This window comes from Lysinibacillus sp. Ag94, from assembly GCF_023242215.1.
In the GTDB taxonomy this organism is placed as follows: Bacteria; Bacillota; Bacilli; order Bacillales_A; family Planococcaceae; genus Lysinibacillus.
In genome coordinates this window covers 2,366,622-2,388,514 of the sequence record NZ_CP096780.1, presented here as the reverse complement: position 1 = coordinate 2,388,514, position 21,893 = coordinate 2,366,622, and the positions used below count along the sequence as shown (strand labels likewise).

Sequence of the window (21,893 nt, the reverse complement as noted above, 5' to 3'; positions counted from 1 at the left end):
ATTCCACCTCTATAAGGAATTTATTTTCTATTATATATTTCCGATTTTTGGTATAACCCATCAACTGTTCCTTTCCGATAGCTTTCTATATATAATGAGGCCCTAGACACATTTGTAATTTCACAAATTGATTTACAGTCATTTCTCCCTCTTTATAAAGCTTTACTGCATAATTCATTCCTGCATGATTTTAATGATACTTCTTTAACCGACCTTTAAACTTTCCTTCTTTCTTGGCCAGTTCAATCCTTTCACGCTGCCGCATACGGATAAGATATGTTTAAATTGTAAGCAACAACAGGTCTGAACTCGTTTCATTAACCTAGGAACAAGTTGATTTGGTGAATGAAACAATTCGAATAGACGGAAAAGAACGGATATTGCCCCTTCACCTACACTTAATTCCGCTTCTGGCATCCTATAAAGCTTCTTTAAGATTCTATCAAATTTATGCAACAGAACCTGTTTTTCTAAATAAAAATCGTAAAACATTAAATCCGCGGGGTTAACATTTAGAAGTAACGTTAACATTGTCTAACTTAGGGATTTCCCTTTTCTATTAGGTTGTAATCATATCATATATGGATTATAGTCCTTTAATAAAAAATAAAGTTTAGTTCTGCAAACACTTTAGAAAGATAACTTTAAATATATTATTCGTGTTTTATGCAATTTGAGAAGCGTTCAGACGATGGACGAATCGCATTTTTACTTATTAAATACGAATGTTCATGGTAGTATAATGTGAAAAAGTTCGTTAATTATCTATTTTGTCAGAGGAGCTGTTTTTTATTAAATCTAAAACAGGTGATATTTTTACCGTACTAGTTACATGTAGCATAGTTATGGGTTGAATGGTCAATTCCATGCAGCGAAAGCTCAGCTGGGCGTTAAACTACTATGTCTTAATAAGACTAAAGGTTGGTTAGTTCCCCTACCGTTAACATGTTAAATAATCCAGAAAAATAATATTTATTAACCTGACAAACCGTCTCCCCAGTAAAGAAACTATAAGACTCACATCTAGGTCAAACTGCAATACTCCAACATAAATTATTTATCGATTATGTATTTTTACATGGATTATACAAATAATTATTGGTAATTTTTGATAGAGTGGGTATGGAGATGCTTTATGTATTGGCGTATTGTTCCTTTACGAAAATAAAATTGGAGACCATCGATAATAGTGATCTTTTTCTTTATCTCCGAATAATATTTCCTTACCTAACGTGAAATATTGGTTACATAAAGAAAAACCAGAATGGATATCTCCATGCTGGTTAAATCTAACTTTTGGGGTTCACTACATTAATGGACGGACTTTATGCTTTAATTTAAGTAAATATATACTTCTACAGTATTATATTCTTCTAAATATACAAAGTCCCGTCTTTCTACGTTATAAAATGCATTTCCTAACCCTACTTTATCACCTACATTAGGTAATACAGATATCGTATTTTCAATTTTATTAATCACATGACCTTTACCGTTTGCATTGCAATATATTATAGTTAACTTCTTCAGAAGAAATCACTCTCCTTCTGATTTATCATATGTAGATAAATTCAATAATACTTATGCGATAAAACTAAAAAGTTCATTATTAATAATAAATTTAAAAAAGGTCACTCATTAAAAACAATGAGTGACCTTTCAAAAACCTACTATATATCAAGAGATACATTATTATAAAAGTTCTCTACTAAAAAATTGAGCACTATATATAGTAGCTATGCCCATTTATTAGTCCCGTTATTTATTGATTGCTGAATTAAGCCGGTAAGGATTTTAACCCCTTTTGGTACTAAATGAACGCCGTCTGGTTCAAAATATTCCGGATGATTAATCGCTGCGGCATGCCAATCAATTAATGTGATATTATCGTACATTTGTGCTTTTTCATACAATGCATCATTTACATTTCTTTCCCATGAACGTGGTACTCGTGTATTGACTAAATAAATATTGGCGTTCGAGAAAGCTCCAAGAAGTGTCTCAATTTGCTTATCAGTAAAGTAACCGTTTGTGCCAAGTTGAATTATAACAGCCTTGTCTGATTGATTGAAACTAGCGTAATTTGGTACCAACTTAACAGCTTGATGGACTTGTCGCCCGATTTTTGCATCTATTGTTATGTTAGGGTATATTTCTTGCAAGCTTGAAGCAATATCTATCATTAGTGAATCTCCAATAGCTAGTATACCCTTGTAAGTTTTTTTAATAGAAACAGCATCTGAAACATTATCTTCCTTTTGGACCTTATTAGTTGTTTCAATTGCTTCTTTATTATCTTCTTTAGAAGAATCTTTCTCAGCTATTTCTAAATTCTTAACAGGTTCCTTACTGTTAGTAGACTGTTCTTCCCCATTTATTTTGATATCGGTCGGATGATCCTTCATTGAATCCTTTTGTGTTTCTCCACCCATACCTACGATTCCAGTAATAAACGCTACTAGGAATAAAGAAATAAGTATAGTTGATATTTTATTTGTTAAAGTAATACTTCCCCATTTTTTCAGATTAAACACAAAATATTTACGATAAAATGATCGGAATCCTTGTTTACGAATTGGCGATTCAATAAAACGATAAGATAGTTCTGCGATTACCAGTATAAGTACTAGTTGTAAGCCTACACGCCAATAGGCAGGATTCCCAATTTCATGTATTGGAGTACCCAGCACTATAATTGGATAATGCCAAAGATAAATTCCATAGGATCTTGAGCCAAGCCAACATAGAGGTTTCCAAGAGAGTAGTTTTCCTAAATAACTAGCTGGATGACAAACACAGGCTATTAATATAGCTGCATTTATACAGAAAAGGAACATACCTCCCTTGTATAGGAAAGTTTGATATTCATCAACAAAAATAAGACAAAAAATAATGATACTAAAAGAAATCACACTTATAGAGTTTAGTGTATTGACATTTTTATTTGATAATTTTTTTGATGTAAGTTTTTTCATAGGCCAAACGAAAGCTAACCAACAGCCTATTAATAACTCAAATGACCGAGTATCTGTCCCATAATATACTCTACTTGGGTCTTGCCCTGGTTGATATAGCATACACATTAACACTGCGGAGCTTAAAGCCGCAATAAAAACGAAAATCGATAATTTACTTTGCTTTTTAAAAACATAAAGCCCAATAATCAATAGAATTGGCCAAAGAAGGTAAAATTGTTCCTCGATTGCTAATGACCATAAATTTTTTAGAGGGGAAGGAGATCCGAAGCTATCAAAATAAGATAGTTTATGAAAAATGAACCACCAATTACTTGAATAAAAAACAGAGGATATTGCGTCTCCACGTAACGAATTTAAAAGCTCCTTGTTGAAAAACATTACCCAAACGAATGTAGTCATAATCATTACATACGCTGCAGGTAGTAGACGTCTAAACCGCCCAATCCAAAATTGACCTAAACTAACAGTCAATTGGTTCCCTTTTAAAGGTAAAACTGTAGAGGTTATTAAATAACCTGATAATACAAAAAATATATCTACTCCTAAGAACCCACCTCTTGCCCAACCGAAGCTAAAATGATATGCAATTACAGCTAAAACTGATAAAGCTCTAATACCGTCTAGTCCTGGGATATAACGATGATTAAAAGTCTTGCCTGACATAACTCTCTATTCCTCCACTACACAAAATTTATCAACGTTATTTATGATGTTAAAATGTTAATATAAAGCTAAACATCGTCCCCTTTTTCTTCAATTATTATCAATTCCTTCGCTTAAATTAAAAGCCTATTAGATACTAAAAGTTTAAAAAATATCCTACAAAGTGTTCGAAAATCTAAATTTACTTCCTGAGGGCAAGGAGGAAAGTATCGAATCTTCACGTTCATAAAATGGAATTCTATACTAGGGTGCTTTTCTTTTGAAAAGGCTTTCTTTCACCACAATAAATATTCACAAAATACTTAGGGATAAAAGAGAACTTTTACTTTCTATATTTCTATTTAATATTAAGTAAGGAGAGTGATTCCTAAAAAATTAACAACGATTTAAAATATGTAATGTAATCGTAACACAATTGTAATATAACGTTCTAAATTATAAAACAAACCTCTAAAAAAATACATAATAAAATCCTTAAAATAATCTTAAAAATTTTATTATGTATATTCATCTACGCAATACCCATTTAACTACCTTTACAGGCTGATTTCTCGAAGATTATTACCATTCAACTAGCGGAAAAGTTAATTGAAGAAGGATATTACTGTAATATTACAATTGTTACAAAAGTATGAAATAAAAAAGTATAACATCCTGTAATTTCTATAGAAGTAATACATTGATTTTACTTCCATATTGCTTGTGGCTAGTCCTCCTCCATTATGTAGCTATTGGATTTGTAACTTGCGCAAGTTTACTGTTATTGGATAATTTCACATCTTAATTGTTTAAATCTCTACATAACTTGCCTCAAGTAAATATTCTCAGTACCTATAGACCTCCTGAAACTAAAACTTACAAAATTATAAGTCTCATGTCACCAAAATTTAATTGTTAAAACTGGAATTATGTTTTAGAATAGCTTTTGTTGTATAACAATAAGAAAATGTGAGGAATAATTTTAATGAAAGACAAAGGAATAAGATTTTTAGCTATTTTTGGCGGTACTACAATTATTGCTCTAGCTGTAGCGGCTTTTTTCCTTATCGACCAAGGTATGCCTAAGGAATTTAGTGAAGAAGCATGGTCAGATACTAAAGAAAAAGCAATACAAACTACTGTGGAGCATTTTAAAACTGAAAACAATATCGATATTACAATAAATGAAGTTAGTTTTTCAGGTGAATACGCAACACATGAAGTATATTTAGAAGGTTATGTTGTCGGTAATGAAAATAAGAAAATATCTGCTGTTGTAGATACTTCTGAAGATGATTACCAAGTAAAATCTGTTAATATGAACGCATAATTCACTTTATACAATCCTCTTTGAACAGTTAACTTAATTGTTAACTGTTCTGTTTTTTTATTGCACAATTTCTCTCGTTGATCCTTACAAAGTGTGTACTAAGGCAATTAATATTAAAATCCCTCACAAAAAGATCGTTTTTCACTAAAATGTACACTATAAGATAGACGCTTTCAAAAAGGTCACTTATAGGATATTTTTTGTTTATAATGAAGAAAAGAACGAACGGTGGTAACTAGTATGACTAAAAATTTATTTTCGAAACAACAACAAGCATAATTAAAATTAAATCCATACGTTAAAACGGTAAGTGCAAACGCGATTACTTATACAGATGAATTTAAAGAATTTTTTCTTGATCAATATGATAAAGGAAAATATCCAAGTTAAATTTTCCTTGAGGTGGGTTTTGATATTGAAGCCGTTGGTCCAACACGTATTCGGAGAGCTTCACAATCGTTGGTGTACGGCTTATAAAGAGCATGGGCTATAAGCTTTGAAGATGCCAGAATACATACTTCAGGCAGCCCTTTAGAGCGTGAAGTAGGCTTAGAAGAAAAATACGCCCGCTTAGAGGAGAAGACGAAGTTGTTAGATTAGTGAAGAAGGTCTCTTGATTCGTCAAAAACAAAATGAAGTAGATGACTTGGTAAAAGAAGTTATTTTAATGGCCTTTCATTTTGATAAAAAGCCCCCTGCCACTATTAAAAGTTTAGAGTATCAATTGAGACCAATCAATAGAAGACGTCTATTAGATACTAAACGCCCGTCATTTTGTTAATGTATACAGGCGTTTAGTATTTTAGTTACTTACACTGTTATGCTAATGCTTTTGTACGGTGCTCATTAAATTCCATAATACGTGTTTCATGGATAAAACCCATTTTCTTGTAAAAACCAATGGCATTATCATTCTTTTCCCAAACACCTAACCAGATGCTTTTTTTGTTTTGTGCTACAGCTATTTCCATCGCTTTGTTAATTAAATGTTTTCCAAGTCCTTTTCCTTGATATTTATTTCTAATGTAAATTCTTTCAATTTCTAGTAAGTCATCCCCCCATATGTTCAAATGACATTTACCTTTAAATTGCCAGCAGCTTCTTAACTAAAAGAAGTCTTAAAATATGCTTTTACTGTGGTGGCATTTTAATCTTAACATTGAGGATTTCTTTCATTGGGAAATTCACGTTGCGAAGCTTCCTCATTGCATGCTGAATAGGTAGCTATTGACTGGACTTGTTACATACTACAGATATTATGGACAAGTATGTCCTGACAACCAAAATTACTATCGAGGAAAGGATAAAAGAAATCAATAAATAACAAAAAGCATAAGCTATTTACGCCTACGCTTTTCAAAAATTAATGTTAAGACATCGATATTCTTTTACAAGCTACTTTTGCAGCTGGAATTGCAACACCAGCACCGAGTGCGGCATCTACTGATTCTCCCCAAGAACCACTGCTTGCCTTTATTTCGTTCCCTGCTGTCAAAACGCCTTCCGCTACAATTTCAACACAATCATAATAGTCTGGATTAGGATTACATTCAAGATACTGTGCAGCTAATTCGTCTGCTTTTTTTTGTATTGAAAGTCGACCTTGTTCAGCCAATGAACTAAAAACACTCTCAGCTTGCCCACCAAAATGTACTATTACGTCGTTAATGTCTCGACCAGTACGATGTATTTCTCCCATTTCAGATGACATATTTAGTCCTCCCAATCCTTGAAATTTGAACTTCTTAAGTTCACAAATATTTTATCCAACTGTGATTGGTCTTATCCATCAACAACTATTTCTTTTTGGTTTACATAAAAAAATTCAACATGTTTGTTTGGAAATTTCCGTCTCTGGATTTGGACAAAAATTCCGAGACATATTCTAAAGAATTGCTTATTTAATGACTTTTCGGGTGTCCGTAGATTCATGTCCTCGTACAATATCTGTATTTTTCGGCTTCTATTTCCGAAGCTCGCTATATTTTTCATGTGAACGATAACACTCCTCTTTAACGATAATGGGATGATTTTGAACACATAATAATTATTTAGAAGATGTTCTTTTGGTTGTTTGTTTTAAATACTAGAACATACATTATCTTGCGGATAACTATGCGTTGCACTTGCATCGCCCAATTTTTAAAAAGTACTACGCTATTCCAATCATAATAATTTCATCAATTTCCTATTTATATTTTTAAATACAATTTCATGGTTAATAAACTATATAATCATAACTTCTAAATCATATTATAAATATGTAAAGTAAATTTGCTTTGCATCCCGTTTCCTTCTAAGGGTCACTCCATCCCAAGTGACCCTTTTTAATTTTTTTCTAAACAGAAGTGACAACAAGCAATTCTTTTTATCTTTCCTTCATTTCTTTAAAGGTCACTTCGAACAAATAATCTTTTTATATAAAAATCGAATTATTTTTCTTTTTTAACCCATACTATCTATGTTTGAAAATGTTCAAATAAGAGAGGAAGAGCAAGTATGGGAATACTTAGTGGCAACCCAAAAGACGAGCCATTACACTATGGAGAAGTCTTTAGTATCTGGACACATCTCACTGTAAATTATGGTTTTATTGCTGGATATCAAACGTTTTACAATCATTCTGGTGATGAAGATTTAAGAAAAATAATCGAAGATATCATCGACACTTGTAAAGAAGAAGCAAAACAGCTAGAAAAAATATTAAAAACTAACGGTGTTGCTCTCCCCCCTGCACCACCGGAGAGACCAGTTGCACGAATAGAGGATATCCCCCCTGGTGCTAAATTCAATGATCCCGAAATTAGTGCAGCCCTAACAGGTGACCTTGCTGCGGGGTTAGTTACATGTAGTCAAGTTATGGGCATGTCAACTAGAGAGGATATTGCTTTAATGTACGCTCAATTCCACACAGGTAAAGCTCAACTCGGCGCAAAACTGTTACGTCTTAATAAGACCAAAGGCTGGTTAGTTCCCCCACCTATGCATGTGGCTTATCCAGAAAAATAGTATTTGATTAAACCTGACAAACCGTTCCCCAGTTTAACGCTGGGGTTTTTAACTGTTCTTTTAATTACGAGGTAATATTATGCACATATTTTCATGGTTATCAAAAGGAACAAGTTTGTTATATTTCTTACCTTCGATTATTTTATTAATAGTTGTCATTTTAGTTTGTGTGAGAATCTACCTTGTAATATTCCTAAAAGCTCTTTCACCTAAAATATTTAAAATATTTTTGATACCTGTTGTCCTTTTAGGTTTTTTTTCTGGGCTATTCCATTGAACTTGGGATTTTATGAGTTTTTTAGAGCTTTTTTTATGCTCTATTTGCATTTAATTCTCAAATTGTTCATTAGGTTACTGTAACATGGGATAACGCGCTTTTTTTCTTATTTCTATATATAAAAATACTTTAAATATTGCTTACTCCATTTAGGATAACCTACGAATAATAAAGCATCTTTTGTACAGACTAATTTTAGGAGGTGAAATACATGAATAAAAACAACCAAAACTTTAACTCGATGAACCAAGAATTTGGGAATGAAACTGATGTTAATCAAATTAGACAACAAATTCAACAAGCAGAAGCTAACAAAAAACAAGCTTCTGGTACAATGAACTCGATGAGCCAAGAATTCGGGAATGAAACTGATGTTAATCAAATTAAACAACAAATTCAACAAGCAGAAGCTAACAAAAAGCAAGCTTCTGGTACAATGAACTCGATGAGCCAAGAATTCGGAAATGAAACTGATGTTAATCAAATTAGACAACAAATCCAACAAGCAGAAGCTAACAAAAAGCTAGCTTCTGGTCGATTTGAAAATAATAACAATACAAAATAATTGATTATCATCCCAAAACCGGCAATTTTTTTGCCGGTTTTCTCCATTATTTCTCCAAGCATATAGACTCGTATGATTATTTATTTTTAAATATACATGTCCATCGACTAAACCTACTCATGCCATAGTAGTGTTAGCAAATCAGTTTAGCTTCTACCTATTGTTTCGGATCACTCCATATATCATTCCGTCATTTTTTGACTTTTGCTATCCCTTCTATTCCCTTTTCTCCTGTACATTGTCCTCTTTAAAATCATATATTTTAAAAATAATACATACTTTGCATGTAAGGAGGAATTAACATCAAAAAGATCACCTTTTCCATTATTCTTTTGTTAATTACAATTGGCATCTACGTATTTTATAATCGTAATTCCCAATCTGTTACAGATATTTCCTCATATGCATTTGTGTCGAATTCCGAAGAACAACTAAAAGTAGTTGAAGAGATAAATAAAAAGATTGGAGAAGTTGAATTAACTAAAAAAATTATAAATGGTCTCGTAGAACACGGATTTTCTCCAGACAAAAGAATCCTCTATACAATATATTCACCTGAAAATAAAGTTCTAACAATTTCACTATCTAACTTTGATAGGGATGATAAAACAATAAATAAAATAACTAACATTATTAATACTATTTCAAAAGAAAACAATCTCGGCACATTTTCAGTGGAGTTATCTGATACAAAAAAATAATATTGGCTGAAGATTCGAACAATACTTATCTCGATTGGGTTTGGCATTTCAATAACATTTATTTATAATGAAAATATCTGCTGCTGTAGATACTTCTAGAAAAATCTATTGAAATGAACACCTAATAAAAATCCACTTTTTTTAATACCATTTGAACAGTTTACTTAATTGTTAACTGTTCTTTTTATTGCACATGTTAACCTTAAAGCTTGAATATTTTCACATAAATTGGAGGGATAAAATGTCTGGTAATTTACGTTTCTATACGCAAATTGTTTCAACAATTTTATTTGTCATCCTTGTTTTCATGAATTTTTTAGGGTATTGGACAGCTGACAGATTCGTTCAAATAGTATTTTTCTTTAGTATGATTTTCGCTGTTTTCAGTGTGGGTATTGAAATGGAAAAAAAACTAAAAAACAGAAGCTGATTTATTCTAACCAGTTTTTTACTGCACAATATAGTTTGGATATTAGTGATGGAAGTTAAAATTTTGCTTTGGTAATAACCTGCATGTTCAAGTAGTCTGCCTCGTTAATACAAAAAAAGAGCTGCATATGAAACTTAATGATCTTCAAGTAGAGCCCCGTTACTAAACTTCCTCCCACAATAAAGCAAAGAATCCGTCATCATCAATTGTATATTTCTTGTTTCCTATACTAATATCAGCATGTTTTTAAAAACTATTGCTATGGGGTCAAGTACTTCAAACAAGCTTTATTTATTAGGTGATTTTTTGTGAAAAAAAACGCTTACCCTTTTAAGGATAAGCGCCTATTATTTTTTTGAAGAAAGTGATTGAACCTTACTATTTAAGTTTGCCCCCCTCAGAATAGTAGAGAAAGAAAGTTCTGCGAGCCCAGGTTCCTCATGTAATAACAAGAAATATGCGTTCACAAACTGGATTATAAATTGCCACAGGTATCTATGGAAAAATGATGAGACTGGGACATATGTGTTTCAGCACAAAAATACCGAACTATCCAATAAAACTCTCATGAAGTATTTCGGAATAGTTCGGTTTTTCTAGTTATCGTGTTTTGTTAATTTAGGGATTATTCGACATTATAAAGAAACCATTTAGTTATGTCACAGCCTCTTTGTTTCAAAAAATTAATTTCGCATCTATAATGAAATATCAGACTTTCTACTCCTTCAAAAAGGATTTTTAAACTATGACTTTACACTGTTATCATGAAAAAACTTCTTCGTATCTTCATCTGTAAATTCAGCTAATGTTTTATAGGTATACTGTGGATTTCGATCTTTATCTATGAGGACAGAGCGTACACCTTCAAAGAAATCTTCATGTTTTAAAAAGTTTTTTGCTAAGATTAAATCTGTCGCAAAGCATTCTTCTAATGTTTTATCTCGTGCATCAAGAAGCTGCCGTAACGTAATTTTTAACGAAGATGGAGATTTAGATAGAAGTAACTGCTTTGTTTCATGTGAAAATTTACTTGCGTCATTATCTAAAGACGCTACTATTTCTTCTACTGTATAGTTAGAGAAATGTTGATCTATTTTATTTTGAAGACTGGCAAGTTCACTATTTGTTAATGGGTTGCTTGAATACTCCTCGATTAATTGATTTAGAGCTATGCTGATCTCTTGTGTATGCCAGTCAGTTTGTTCGATGCTTGTTAGGAATTTGTGTAGATTATCGCTTGTCATATAGCTATCAGCACCATTGACAAAAAGAACGTCCGCAGCTTGGATAACAGATGCGGTTAATGCTAAATAGTATCCTACAAAGCCAGGTGCTTTGTTTAAGAAATAGGCTGCTCCAACATCCGGAAAGAAGCCGATATTCATTTCCGGCATAGCCCATTTTGTCCGTTCAGTAACGATTCGGTGGCTAGCCCCAAAGGTTAAACCGACACCACCACCCATGACAATGCCATCAAGGCAGGCAATAATTGGTTTTGGATAGTGATAGATAGCCAAATCTACTTGATATTCTTCTTCAAAAAAAACTTCGGCATTTTTAAAAGCCTCTTGACTGGAGCGAGCATTATAAAGTGTTTTAATATCACCTCCAGCACAAAATCCCTTCTCACCTGCACCTCTTAGGATAATAAGATGAATTTTATCATTTGCTTGCCACTCCTTTAGTTTCTCGCCGATAGGTTTTAGCATTTCAGTGGAAAGTGAGTTTAAAGCTTTAGGACGATTCAATGTAATGGTTGCTGTTCCACCGTCACTGATCGAAAATAGTACTTCGTTTTCCAAATTGCATTCCTCCCTTACGAATGTTTAAATTCTGGCTGTCTTTTTTCAATAAAAGCCTGAACACCTTCTTTAGCATCCTCTGTTAAAAATAGCTCAGCAAAACGTGTTCGTTCAAGTTCCAGTCCTTTTTGAAGATGAACGTTGCCACCCTGCATTACACATTCAATTGTACGAGCTACACTTGTCATACTTTTACCATCAACAAAGGACTGAGCAACAGCTTTTGCAGTTGGCAGTAGTTCCTCCGGTTCAGTTACCAGTTGAATAATGCCTAGCTGAAGTGCCTCGTCGGAACTTAATTGTTTACTTGTTAAAATTAATTGTAGGGCTTTCGCCTGATTCGTTATTCTACTCAGTCGTTGTGTGCCACCGAATGTTGGGAGTAGCCCAAGTTTTAGTTCTGGTAAGCCAAGAATTGCATTACTCGAAGCGATTCTGAAATGGCAGCCTAACGCTAACTCTAGTCCTCCTCCAAGGGCTGGACCATTTATAGCTGCGATAACAGGCTTTTTCATACCTTCAATTTCATCACATAGAGCTTGTCCTGCCTCGGCCATTTGCAATGCTTTTTCCTGTTGCCCAAAAGCAGAAACAAATTCCTTAATATCTGCACCAGCTACAAAAAATCGCCCGTTGCCCGTAATAATGATGGCGTTTGTTTCTTTGTCCTCTGCTAGCTCTTGGAAAATGAGACGAAGATTTTCAATAGTTGCTGATGACAACGTATTTGCTGGTGGATGATCTAAATGAATAATCGCGATGGAACCTTCTTTACTTACATTGGCAAATGTATCGACCATGATCGTTTCCCTCCTGTTTATGAAATTTAACTAATAGATTTTGGATTGTTGATAATACTTCTTGCAATCGCTCTCTTCTTCATAAAGAGATTCTGATGTAGCGGGATGTTTAAGTGTTGAATATCATCCAGCCATGTTTTTCGTATTTGCTCAGTTGTTTCAGCAGCAGCAATAATGTCAATTGTTCTTTTTTCAATTTTACGGTAGCCCTCTTGGCACAATATGTCTGTCATCAAATTTTTCATTTTTTCATGTGCTGCCTTTTCCGTTCTTAGTAAAGAAGATTCCATAATATAAATATCCTTTGCTATATTAGCCAACAGACGCATGTATTCTTGTTCTTGTTCTAGATTAATTTGTGCAGCTGAAATGACAGTCATTGCCATTTGCATTAAATGCTTGGATAGTTGGATATATCGGTGATTATCATCTGCTGGTTGGCACCCTCCTGAATAACTTTCTGTAGAAGCTGTTTGTGTATACTTTTTATATAATATTTTAGCAATTGTTAAGCGATTGATTTCATTTGTTCCTTCAAAAATACGGCTAATTCTTGCATCACGATACAAACGTTCTACTTCATAATCTTGCATATAGCCATATCCGCCATGTATTTGAACCGCTTCATCTACAATTTTGCCAAGTGCTTCCGAGCAATTGATTTTATTGATGGCACATTCCATAGCGAAATCGGCTATTTTTTGAACTATGGATTCTGTACTTTCTAATTCAATAACATCATCCATTTCTCCAGCTGTTCGGTATGCAGCACTTTCTGCGCCATAAATTAAAATCGCCATATTAGCAATTTTTTCTTGAATCATTGTGAAATCAACGATCGGCTTTTGAAATTGTTGCCGTTCCTTACCGTAATTCACTGCTAATTGGAGTGCCTGTTTGGAAGTTCCAATGTTTGAAAAAGCGAGCTTTAGGCGTGCCATATTCAATATATTCATAGCAACTTTATGGCCTTTTCCAACCTCTCCAAGAACATTGTCCATTGGTACGACAACATCCTCTAAAATAAGTGTAGCCGTCGAAGACCCTTTAATTCCCATCTTCTCTTCTTCCTGCCCTATAGATACCCCTGTTAAGGTACGTTCTACAATAAAAGCGGTCATTCCTTCGTTTGTTTTTGCAAAAACAACAAAGATATCTGCTAGCTGGGCATTGGTAATCCATTGTTTTTCACCGTTTAATACCCATGCTGTACCATCTTCATTCAAAATCCCATTTGTTTTTGGATGTAACGCATCTGAACCTGCGTCTGGCTCAGTCAGGGCATAGGCTCCAATCCATTCACCTGAAGCCAGCTTAGGTAAGTACTTTAGCTTTTGTGATGCATTCCCAAAATAGACATAGGGCAATGTACCAACTCCTGCATGAATATTGTAGGAGACACTAAAAGAGCCCCCGTAGCCCATTCTTTCTGCAACAAGCCCTGAAATTTTTTTATTGAGTTCAAGCCCCCCATAGTCTTCGGGTATTTCAATGGCAAGTAAACCAAGGTCCCCTGCTTTTTGAAATAATTGACGAGTGACTTCATATTGATGCTGCTCAATAGCTGAAATTTTAGGTGCAACATCCTGTTTAATGAAAAGCTCTGCAGTTTTTGCTATGAGCTCTTCCTCATCATGAAATTCCTCAGGTGTAAAGATCGACATTTTGTTTTCTAGTTTATCCATACAAGCCCTCCTTGAAAGAAAGAGGAGAAAAGCAGATTGCTTTTCTCCTACTTGATTTCCTCTTTAGGTAAGATAGTTTTCGCCAACTCACTATCTAAATCTTCGAATTTGTAATAGGAGATTGTTTCATATAATTCATTTCTAGTTTGCATATCCTCAATAGCTTCCTTTTGAGTCCCCGTATTTTTTATTAAGTCAAACACTCGCTCATATGCTTTTGCTGCTACTCTCATTGATGTAACGGGATAAATAACCATCGAATAGCCCATTTTTTCAAACTCCTTAGCTGTATAATAAGGTGTTTGTCCAAATTCAGTCATATTAGCTAATAAAGGCGCATCTAGCTCACTAGCAAATTGTTTGAACTCTTTTTCTGTTTGGAGAGCCTCAGGAAAAATAGCATCTGCGCCAGCAGCTACATAGGCATTGGCTCTTGAAATAGCCTGTTCTAAACCTTCTACAGATCTTGCATCAGTGCGGGCAATAATAACTAAAGTAGGCGCTATTTGTTTAATCATTTTTATTTTCTGTATCATTTCCTCTTGGGATACGAGTGTTTTACCATTCAAATGTCCACATTTTTTAGGTAGATTTTGATCCTCTAACTGTACAGCAGCTACTCCAACCTCTACCATTTCGCGAGCTGTACGTGCAACGTTTAATACACCGCCAAAGCCAGTATCAATATCCACTAGTATTGGTAAGTTAGTAGCTTGGATAATTTCACTAGCACGCTGAGCCACTTCATTTGAATAAATTATTCCTAAATCAGGTAAACCCCTACTTGCTGTGTAGGCAGCTCCAGAAAGATACAATGCCTCAAAGCCAACCTTTTTAGCCATTAAGCCTGCCATCGCATCATGAGCTCCTGGTATTTGCAAAATAGTAGAACGCGTTATTAAAGCTCTAAATTGGTCAGCCAATTGTTTTTGTGTCATTGCTTCATTGACAATCCAAGCCATTTTAAAGACCTCCTATAAATGAATATGCCTTGGCATAATTGAGTCCAGAATCAGCTTTGTGCTTGCGCGAAAGCGAAGCGTCTGCAACAGATGTTTTTTGTGCGAAAGCACAGTGCAAACGTAGGTCTGCAACACATCGATGTAGGTCAGTTAGCCGTTATCGCATGGTTTTAACATCCTATTTCTGATTCCATGACATCCGCCGGAGGCACTTCTTTCAGTAGATGTTTGGACAACCGCTATAAAGTGATTTATTCTTTCGATACATAAAACACAGCTGATAAAAGTTAGATGAATAAATCTACAAATTCATGAACAGCGCTATTTTCGAGCATCTTTTTATTAGCACAAAGCTCATTAATTTTACTTAATTGTTTTTGAGAATAATGTGTACTAATATTTTGTTGGAATTTATCAATGATTTTAGGGAATGCTTCCTCACGACGGAAACGATGGCCTAAAGGATATTCACACTCTACTAATTCTGATGATGTCCCATCTTTGTAATAAACTTGAACAGCATTAGCAATAGAGCGCTTTTCAGGATCTAAGTAATCGATCGTATATTGTGAATCCTCAACAACAACCATTTTATTTCTTAGTTCATCTATACGTGGATCTGCTGCCATGTCATCTTCGTAATGGTCTGCCATAATATCACCATAGATTAGCCCAATTGCTGTGATGTATTGAATACAATGATCACGGTCAGCCGGATTATTCAATGGGCCCTCTTTATCGATGATGCGAATAGCTGATTCATGTGTCGTTATGACAACTTTTTCAATATTATCTAAACGATTTTTCACTTCATGATGTAAGTGAACAGCACATTCTGCAGCTGTTTGCGCATGAAATTCAGCCGGGAAAGAAACTTTGAAAAGAACATTCTCCATAACATAAGAGGTAAGCGGTCTTGCAAGCTTTAATTCTTGTTTATTAAAGAGTACGTCTTGGAATCCCCAGCCAGGTGCAGATAAGGCCGTTGCATAACCCATTTCCCCTTTCACAGCCATCATGGCTAATTGTACGGCTCTACTTGTCGCATCTCCTGCTGCCCATGATTTTCTTGATCCTGTGTTTGGGGCATGACGGTATGTTCGTAAACTTGAATTATCAATCCAAGCATTTGATAATGCATTGATAATTTCTTGACGAGTTCCACCTAATGCCTTTGTCACAACCGCTGTTGTCGCGATTTTGACATATAATACGTGATCTAAACCAACACGATTCAGACTATTTTCTAATGCTAATACCCCTTGAATTTCATGGGCTTTAATCATCATTTCTAAAACGTCTTTTATTTTAAGAGGCTCTTTGCCTTCAGCAATACGAACACGACTCAAGTAATCCGCAACTGCTAATATGCCACCTAAATTATCAGAAGGGTGTCCCCATTCAGCCGCTAGCCATGTGTCATTGTAATCTAACCAACGAATCATGCAACCAATATTAAAAGCACCTTTCACTGGATCAAGTACATAGGAAGTTCCTAGAACACGCGTACCATTTGGAACGACTGTTCCGGGTACAACTGGTCCAAGTAGTTTCGTACATTCGGGATACTGTAAAGCCAAAATGCCGCAACCTATAGTATCTAATAAAACATAACGTGCTGTTTCGTAGGCTTCTTCACTTGTAATCGTTGTATTTAATACGTAATCGGTAATATCAGTTAGTAATTGATCTGTCTTAGATAGTTCATTTGTTTTTATCATCTATATCTTCCCTCCGTTGTACGAATTTGCTATACTAGTATACTGATGGACATTGGTCAGAATGCCCATCAGCTCTAAGGCGAGTTGTTAAACTTGATTATACCGACAATTCTTCAAGGTTATGACGCTCGCCAATATAATTGACACGAGGTCTAAATAATCTATTATTGTCATGCTGTTCAATGACATGAGCACATAAGCCGATCGTTCGTGATCCAAAAAAGATGGGTGTATATATTTCAATTGGCAATCCAAGCATGTAGTACACTGGTGCCGCATAATAATCTAAATTTGGGTATAACCCTTTTTCCTGTACCATCACTTTTTCACCAGCTTCACACATGTGATATAAGCGATGATCTCCTTGCTGCAAACATAATTTGTGTAAAGCCTCTTTCATAATTTGCGCTCTTGGGTCCATTTTTTTCATATAAACACGATGGCCAAAGCCCATAATCTTTTCTTTATTTTGCAGTTTGTTTTTCAGCAATGTTTCAAAGCCATCAACTGTTTTGGCTTCAAGAAGCATATACATTACTGCCTCGTTTGCCCCACCATGTAAATTCCCTTTCAATGATGCGACCGCCCCAGTTAAAGCACCATACAAATCAGATTGTGTTGAGGCAATAACACGAGCCGTAAACGTCGAATTTGGCATCTCGTGTTCACTATATAAAACGAGTGATTGATCAAAAATTTCTTCTTCTAAAGCAGTTGGTTTTCTACCAGTTATCATGTAATAAAAATTGGCACTATAGGAAAGCTGGTTATCAGGCTCCACGACATCTTGATCATTTAATGCACGATAGCTATTCGCTACAATATTAGGCATACCACCTAAAAGTCTATATGCTCGTGACAAATTCATTTCAGTAGAACGATCATTGATTTGCTGATCATAGCCTGCTAACACAGAAATGCCTGTTCTAAGCCCATCCATAGCATGCGTCCCATCAGGTAATAACTTGAAAATTTGAAAAATATCTTGTGGAACCTGGTAATTAGATTTCAACTTAACCTGTAAATCAGCTCGTTGCTCGGTAGTTGGTATTTCTCCATGTAACAATAAGTAGACAATGTCTAAATACGAATATCTTTGTGATAACTCAATCAAATCATAGCCTCGAATCACAATCTGACTTTCTACAGTGTCTAAAAAAGATAGCTTTGTTTCAGCGGCAATGATTCCATCGAGACCTGGTGAATAATTTAACTCCATTCATTACAACCCCTTTGTTTAATTATTCTTGTAAGCGTTACCATTAAAACACGAAAGAACAACAAAAAAACAACTTCTACCCCTTTGAGAAGCTGTTAATCTACAAAAGCATGACATAGCAAATAAACAGTGAATTTTCATGAATTCACAAAGATCATGTAGTAGCTAACACCTCCCTATCCTCGTAGGTCAATTGATGCTTATTTAGTGGCAGGTCTCCTGACTTATGATCAACGCTACAATAACACCTTCCCATTTTGACAAACAAAACAGTGGCTTTGTTATTGAACTCCTAAATACAGTTGCGGGACAGTGTTGGACTCTCACCAACTTCCCTTTTCATCAAATGGAATCAACTCCATTGAACCACCAAAATTTAGCATATTCAATTTGTCATTTTACCTTAACATAGAGTTTTTAAAACAAGCAATATAGGTAAAATTCTGAAAAGACAGACTATCGTTAACTATTTTTCTTTCTTGGTGAACTATTCTGCATTTTTTAGCAATATTTCGTATAAAAAAGATTTTTAAAAGGATCCCGCTGAACCGGTTTTAGAGAGTTTCTTTAAAAGAAAGGCGATCTCTTTTAAATTAGGCGTGAGAAATTTGGGTACATTTAGGAATTACGAAAATTTATAGGAAGTAGTCCGACTATAAGTGTTACAGCAATAATAATCAGCGGTTATCTGAGGGCCTAAAACAAACTATAGAGGAAGTGAGTTCTTTACCTTTTTGGTTATTAAAGACGCCAGGATCAATAATTTACGAATGATCCTGGCGTCTCGTTTTTCTTTTGACATATGCGGTTTTAAATTTGTGTTTAGCAACGTCGTTTGTTGTTCCTATATGGACGACTAGCTTTGCGATACAACATTTGAGGAAAATAGAAATTGTTATGAATGCTATTAGTATTCCTTGTTTCGGAATGGACTTTCTTTCGTTAAGAAGAATTTCATAATATTTTTGGCTAGCATACGCTACAGATAGTTGTTTTTAATAATAATTTAACCCGTTGCTAATACAAATATAACCCCTAAAAAACTATGTAGAAAATGGATATTCTATTTGAACTATTAACTAGAAAATCGCTTATTAAATGAACACTATATAGCATAATATAACAAGAATAATTAACACGAATCATACATATATTGATTTTAGTATTTCATATTAAAACAGAAGTCTACAACTATCCTAATGATGGAAATATAATATAAGAGAATTTTATTTTCACCTTTAAAAACTATCTATAAAGATTGGATGATGACAGTTATTGAAAAATCGGTTCTTGCTATGGTTATTTTACGCGTATTGTCTGGAAGTATTGAAGTAAGTGCTGGATTGTTGATGCTAAAGCTTAATAATTTAGAAAAAGCATTTTATATTAATACAATGCTTGCTTTGGTTGGTCCAACAGTTTTAATTGTAACGACTGCCATTGCATTATTTGGACTAGCTGATAAAATTCCAGTGACGAGAATTATTTGCCTTTTTACAGGAATTACTCTTATTATTGTTAGCTCACATATTAAGTGATAATAAAGTCAATATTCGACAATAATAAAATTCTTCCAAAAGTATGTTTTGCAATTGATGTTAATTACATTATTTTAATTTGACACACTCTAATGGCTGCTCCATTAAAACGTACATATCAGTATACCAATGGTAGTAATGCAAATTGAACAAAGTTTCGCACTTTACGTATGGCGACTTTTATAGGCGTGTGACACGATGCGTTTTTATATGTATAAGTAACAGCTACTTGCACAAATTAATATTGAGTGTATCGCACACACTTATTCGGTTGTGGCGTTGGTTGACCGTCACATCCTCCCTCATTTAGGGTCACCTTAACTCAGTGACCCTTTTAAAATTTTCTTCTCAAATTGTAAAAGGCTAAAGTTTTACCAAACCCTTGATCTCTTGGATTTTGGTAGGAAAACAAATTGAAACTAAATGAAGATGCTTTGAATTTTAAATTACGATTTACAGCTTTGAGCTTACTAAAACAATAAAAATAACGCTGTGAGAGCGATCTAGATTCAGTAACACGTACCGTTACCCATTTCGATCGCTCTCACAGCATAAAATAAAAGCTGCCATCCGTTTTTTTTACGGGAGACATGGAATATTTTAAAAATGGCCAAATTTAGTCTGTTTTCTTCAGATTGACTGATCAATGTAAAAAAATGAATTTTCGGGAAACTATTGACTAAAAAATAACTTATATACGATATATCCGATAAATAACAATATAATTAATACAACCGACTCTTTCCAACCCATACCAGTTAAATTACCGCCAATGCCTCTATTAATTCCATCATTTAAAGAACCAGTAGGATTATTTTTAAGTTCACTTTGTTTTAAACGTTCTCTTTTTTCTTCTGGTGTTTCCTTTGAATCCATGTGATACACCTCCAAAAAATTATTAGCTTATTTATAACACATATGGTTTTAAAAGTGTTAATTACGGATTATCTATCTTCCATTTTTTTATTGAAACCCGAAAAAAGCCTTTACGGATTTTATGCCTGTTAAGCGCTCTAATTTTCGAACGTGCTTAGATGGGATAGCCAATTTGGCTGTCCATGGAACAGAATTACCCCTTTTTCTTGCGATATACAAATCTTTATATATATCTATTTTATAATGGTTTTTACTATTCCTCGTCTAATTAGAGATCTCGTAACTTGGCTAATATTTGCTCACGTTCTTGTGCAAAATAGGCTTTCTTCTCTTCTGTTAATGCTTCCTGCTCATGATGAGTCGTAACCATGCAGGTACTACTTTACTGCTAAGGTTCGAATCCCTTCTGGCTAATGAAAAGTTCATCTTCCGAAAAATACTGCCGCATTCGTTTATAAACCATTTGATAGACGGATGGATGATACCATTCTTCCATTTCCAGATTTCTATATAACGCTTGTAAGCCCATCCTGTGTGTGCGTTTACCGCCACTGCCGTCCCCCATAAAATAATCATCAATACATACTCGGTTAACCAATGGACGTAATATTTCCGCAAATCGCTCGCTACTTGGTAATACGGGAGCGATCGCAACCTGTGCAGGAATACCGGCTTCAGCAAGCTGTTGGAGTGTTTTAAGCCTTGCCGGAATAGGAAGAGCAAAGGGCGTAAAATGCTTACGAATATCTTCCCTATCTGTCTCTACTGTCATACTTACCCGAACTTTATCTTTAAAATGTTGCAGTAAATCAATATCTCGACTTACTAATGGGCTTCTAGTCTGTACTAATAGGAAGTCAGGGGGATCTTCTACCATAACTTCTAGTAAAGATCTCGTCACTTTTTCCTGATACTCAATTGGTTGATATGGATCTGTACTTGAGGACATAAAAATGGTTACATTTCCTTTAGATTTGGCGCGATGGAGCTCCTTTTTTAATAGATTCGCAGCTCCGTTTTTAACATCAACCCAATTCCCCCATTCTCCTTCTCGAAAAAGAGCTACAGGCATTTCGCGTACATAACAATAGGAACACCCAAATGAACAGCCTGTATAAGGATTTAGGGAATGTGTATATCCAGAAAGAAAGCCAGTCCCTTTATTCAGAATGGTTTTCGGACTTTTATAAAATATTTCACTTTTCATGATGAACCTCCATTCAATCTAATGCTTCGGCGTAATTGCGTCCAAATTTTGAATTGCGCTTGCACAATTAACTCCATTCAAAATTTTGACATCCTCTGGAGGCTTAACTTGAATCAGCAGGGAGTTTGGACCCCCTCCTGATTTATATGTT

17 protein-coding genes, 1 pseudogene and 1 riboswitch are annotated in these 21,893 nt (G+C 34.5%); of the genes and pseudogenes, 6 read left to right on the top strand and 12 right to left on the bottom strand.

Annotated features, from left to right (window positions below; all coding sequences use genetic code 11):
- Window positions 1-60: 60 nt before the first annotated feature.
- Both MY533_RS11015 and MY533_RS11010 read right to left on the bottom strand, forming a co-directional pair.
- Window positions 61-274 (bottom strand): annotated as a pseudogene (locus tag MY533_RS11015) (helix-turn-helix domain-containing protein); the annotation flags it as partial.
- A 1,462-nt stretch (window positions 275-1,736) separates the two neighbouring features.
- Window positions 1,737-3,641 (bottom strand): acyltransferase family protein, encoded by a 1,905-nt coding sequence (locus MY533_RS11010; RefSeq protein ID WP_248715966.1) that lies wholly within the window; start codon window positions 3,639-3,641, stop codon window positions 1,737-1,739.
- Between the two features lie 964 nt (window positions 3,642-4,605).
- On the opposite strand from MY533_RS11010, the gene MY533_RS11005 reads away from it, so the two are divergent.
- Window positions 4,606-4,950 (top strand): phosphoglycolate phosphatase, encoded by a 345-nt coding sequence (locus MY533_RS11005; protein WP_248715965.1) that lies wholly within the window; start codon window positions 4,606-4,608, stop codon window positions 4,948-4,950.
- 818 nt (window positions 4,951-5,768) lie between these two features.
- On the opposite strand, the gene MY533_RS11000 is transcribed toward MY533_RS11005, so the two are convergent.
- Both MY533_RS11000 and MY533_RS10995 read right to left on the bottom strand, forming a co-directional pair.
- Window positions 5,769-6,020, bottom strand: a complete 252-nt coding sequence (locus MY533_RS11000) for a GNAT family N-acetyltransferase (protein WP_371873239.1) — start codon at window positions 6,018-6,020, stop codon at window positions 5,769-5,771.
- Window positions 6,021-6,319: 299 nt separating this feature from the next.
- Complete coding sequence (locus MY533_RS10995) at window positions 6,320-6,661, bottom strand: hypothetical protein (RefSeq protein WP_248715964.1); 342 nt, start codon at window positions 6,659-6,661, stop codon at window positions 6,320-6,322.
- 788 nt (window positions 6,662-7,449) lie between these two features.
- On the opposite strand from MY533_RS10995, the gene MY533_RS10990 reads away from it, so the two are divergent.
- The 4 genes from MY533_RS10990 to MY533_RS10975 all read left to right on the top strand — a co-directional run bounded on the left by MY533_RS10990 (window position 7,450) and on the right by MY533_RS10975 (window position 9,932).
- Complete coding sequence (locus MY533_RS10990) at window positions 7,450-7,959, top strand: DUF3231 family protein (RefSeq protein ID WP_132362254.1); 510 nt, start codon at window positions 7,450-7,452, stop codon at window positions 7,957-7,959.
- 488 nt (window positions 7,960-8,447) lie between these two features.
- The gene (locus MY533_RS10985; protein ID WP_248715963.1) at window positions 8,448-8,801 is read left to right on the top strand and encodes a gamma-type small acid-soluble spore protein; all 354 of its coding nucleotides are present in this window, start codon (window positions 8,448-8,450) and stop codon (window positions 8,799-8,801) included.
- A 410-nt stretch (window positions 8,802-9,211) separates the two neighbouring features.
- Window positions 9,212-9,502 carry a hypothetical protein gene (locus tag MY533_RS10980; protein WP_132362258.1) on the top strand — a complete coding sequence of 97 codons (291 nt, stop codon included), beginning with the start codon at window positions 9,212-9,214 and terminating at the stop codon, window positions 9,500-9,502.
- A gap of 241 nt (window positions 9,503-9,743) precedes the next feature.
- Window positions 9,744-9,932, top strand: coding sequence for a hypothetical protein (locus tag MY533_RS10975; protein WP_248715962.1), 189 nt, complete (start codon window positions 9,744-9,746; stop codon window positions 9,930-9,932).
- Between the two features lie 743 nt (window positions 9,933-10,675).
- Here the strand turns inward: MY533_RS10975 and MY533_RS10970 are convergent.
- From MY533_RS10970 to mmgD, 6 genes are all read right to left on the bottom strand, one after another.
- The gene (locus MY533_RS10970; protein WP_248715961.1) at window positions 10,676-11,734 is read right to left on the bottom strand and encodes an enoyl-CoA hydratase/isomerase family protein; all 1,059 of its coding nucleotides are present in this window, start codon (window positions 11,732-11,734) and stop codon (window positions 10,676-10,678) included.
- A gap of 14 nt (window positions 11,735-11,748) precedes the next feature.
- The gene (locus MY533_RS10965; RefSeq protein ID WP_248715960.1) at window positions 11,749-12,534 is read right to left on the bottom strand and encodes an enoyl-CoA hydratase-related protein; all 786 of its coding nucleotides are present in this window, start codon (window positions 12,532-12,534) and stop codon (window positions 11,749-11,751) included.
- Between the two features lie 26 nt (window positions 12,535-12,560).
- Complete coding sequence (locus MY533_RS10960) at window positions 12,561-14,219, bottom strand: acyl-CoA dehydrogenase FadE (RefSeq protein WP_248715959.1); 1,659 nt, start codon at window positions 14,217-14,219, stop codon at window positions 12,561-12,563.
- A 47-nt stretch (window positions 14,220-14,266) separates the two neighbouring features.
- Complete coding sequence (gene prpB, locus MY533_RS10955) at window positions 14,267-15,181, bottom strand: methylisocitrate lyase (protein ID WP_248715958.1); 915 nt, start codon at window positions 15,179-15,181, stop codon at window positions 14,267-14,269.
- Window positions 15,182-15,468: 287 nt separating this feature from the next.
- Entirely contained in the window at window positions 15,469-16,902 is a 1,434-nt protein-coding gene (prpD, locus tag MY533_RS10950; RefSeq protein WP_248715957.1) for a 2-methylcitrate dehydratase, read from the bottom strand.
- A 97-nt stretch (window positions 16,903-16,999) separates the two neighbouring features.
- Window positions 17,000-18,121, bottom strand: coding sequence for a citrate synthase (gene mmgD / locus MY533_RS10945; protein WP_248715956.1), 1,122 nt, complete (start codon window positions 18,119-18,121; stop codon window positions 17,000-17,002).
- A 191-nt stretch (window positions 18,122-18,312) separates the two neighbouring features.
- Window positions 18,313-18,507: riboswitch (cobalamin riboswitch) on the bottom strand.
- Between the two features lie 876 nt (window positions 18,508-19,383).
- On the opposite strand from mmgD, the gene MY533_RS10940 reads away from it, so the two are divergent.
- The gene (locus MY533_RS10940) at window positions 19,384-19,659 is read left to right on the top strand and encodes a YqhV family protein (RefSeq protein ID WP_248715955.1); all 276 of its coding nucleotides are present in this window, start codon (window positions 19,384-19,386) and stop codon (window positions 19,657-19,659) included.
- Window positions 19,660-20,331: 672 nt separating this feature from the next.
- On the opposite strand, the gene MY533_RS10935 is transcribed toward MY533_RS10940, so the two are convergent.
- Window positions 20,332-20,535, bottom strand: coding sequence for a DUF6366 family protein (locus MY533_RS10935; protein WP_248715954.1), 204 nt, complete (start codon window positions 20,533-20,535; stop codon window positions 20,332-20,334).
- A gap of 388 nt (window positions 20,536-20,923) precedes the next feature.
- Complete coding sequence (locus tag MY533_RS10930; protein WP_248715953.1) at window positions 20,924-21,742, bottom strand: SPL family radical SAM protein; 819 nt, start codon at window positions 21,740-21,742, stop codon at window positions 20,924-20,926.
- Between the last annotated feature and the right edge of the window lie 151 nt (window positions 21,743-21,893).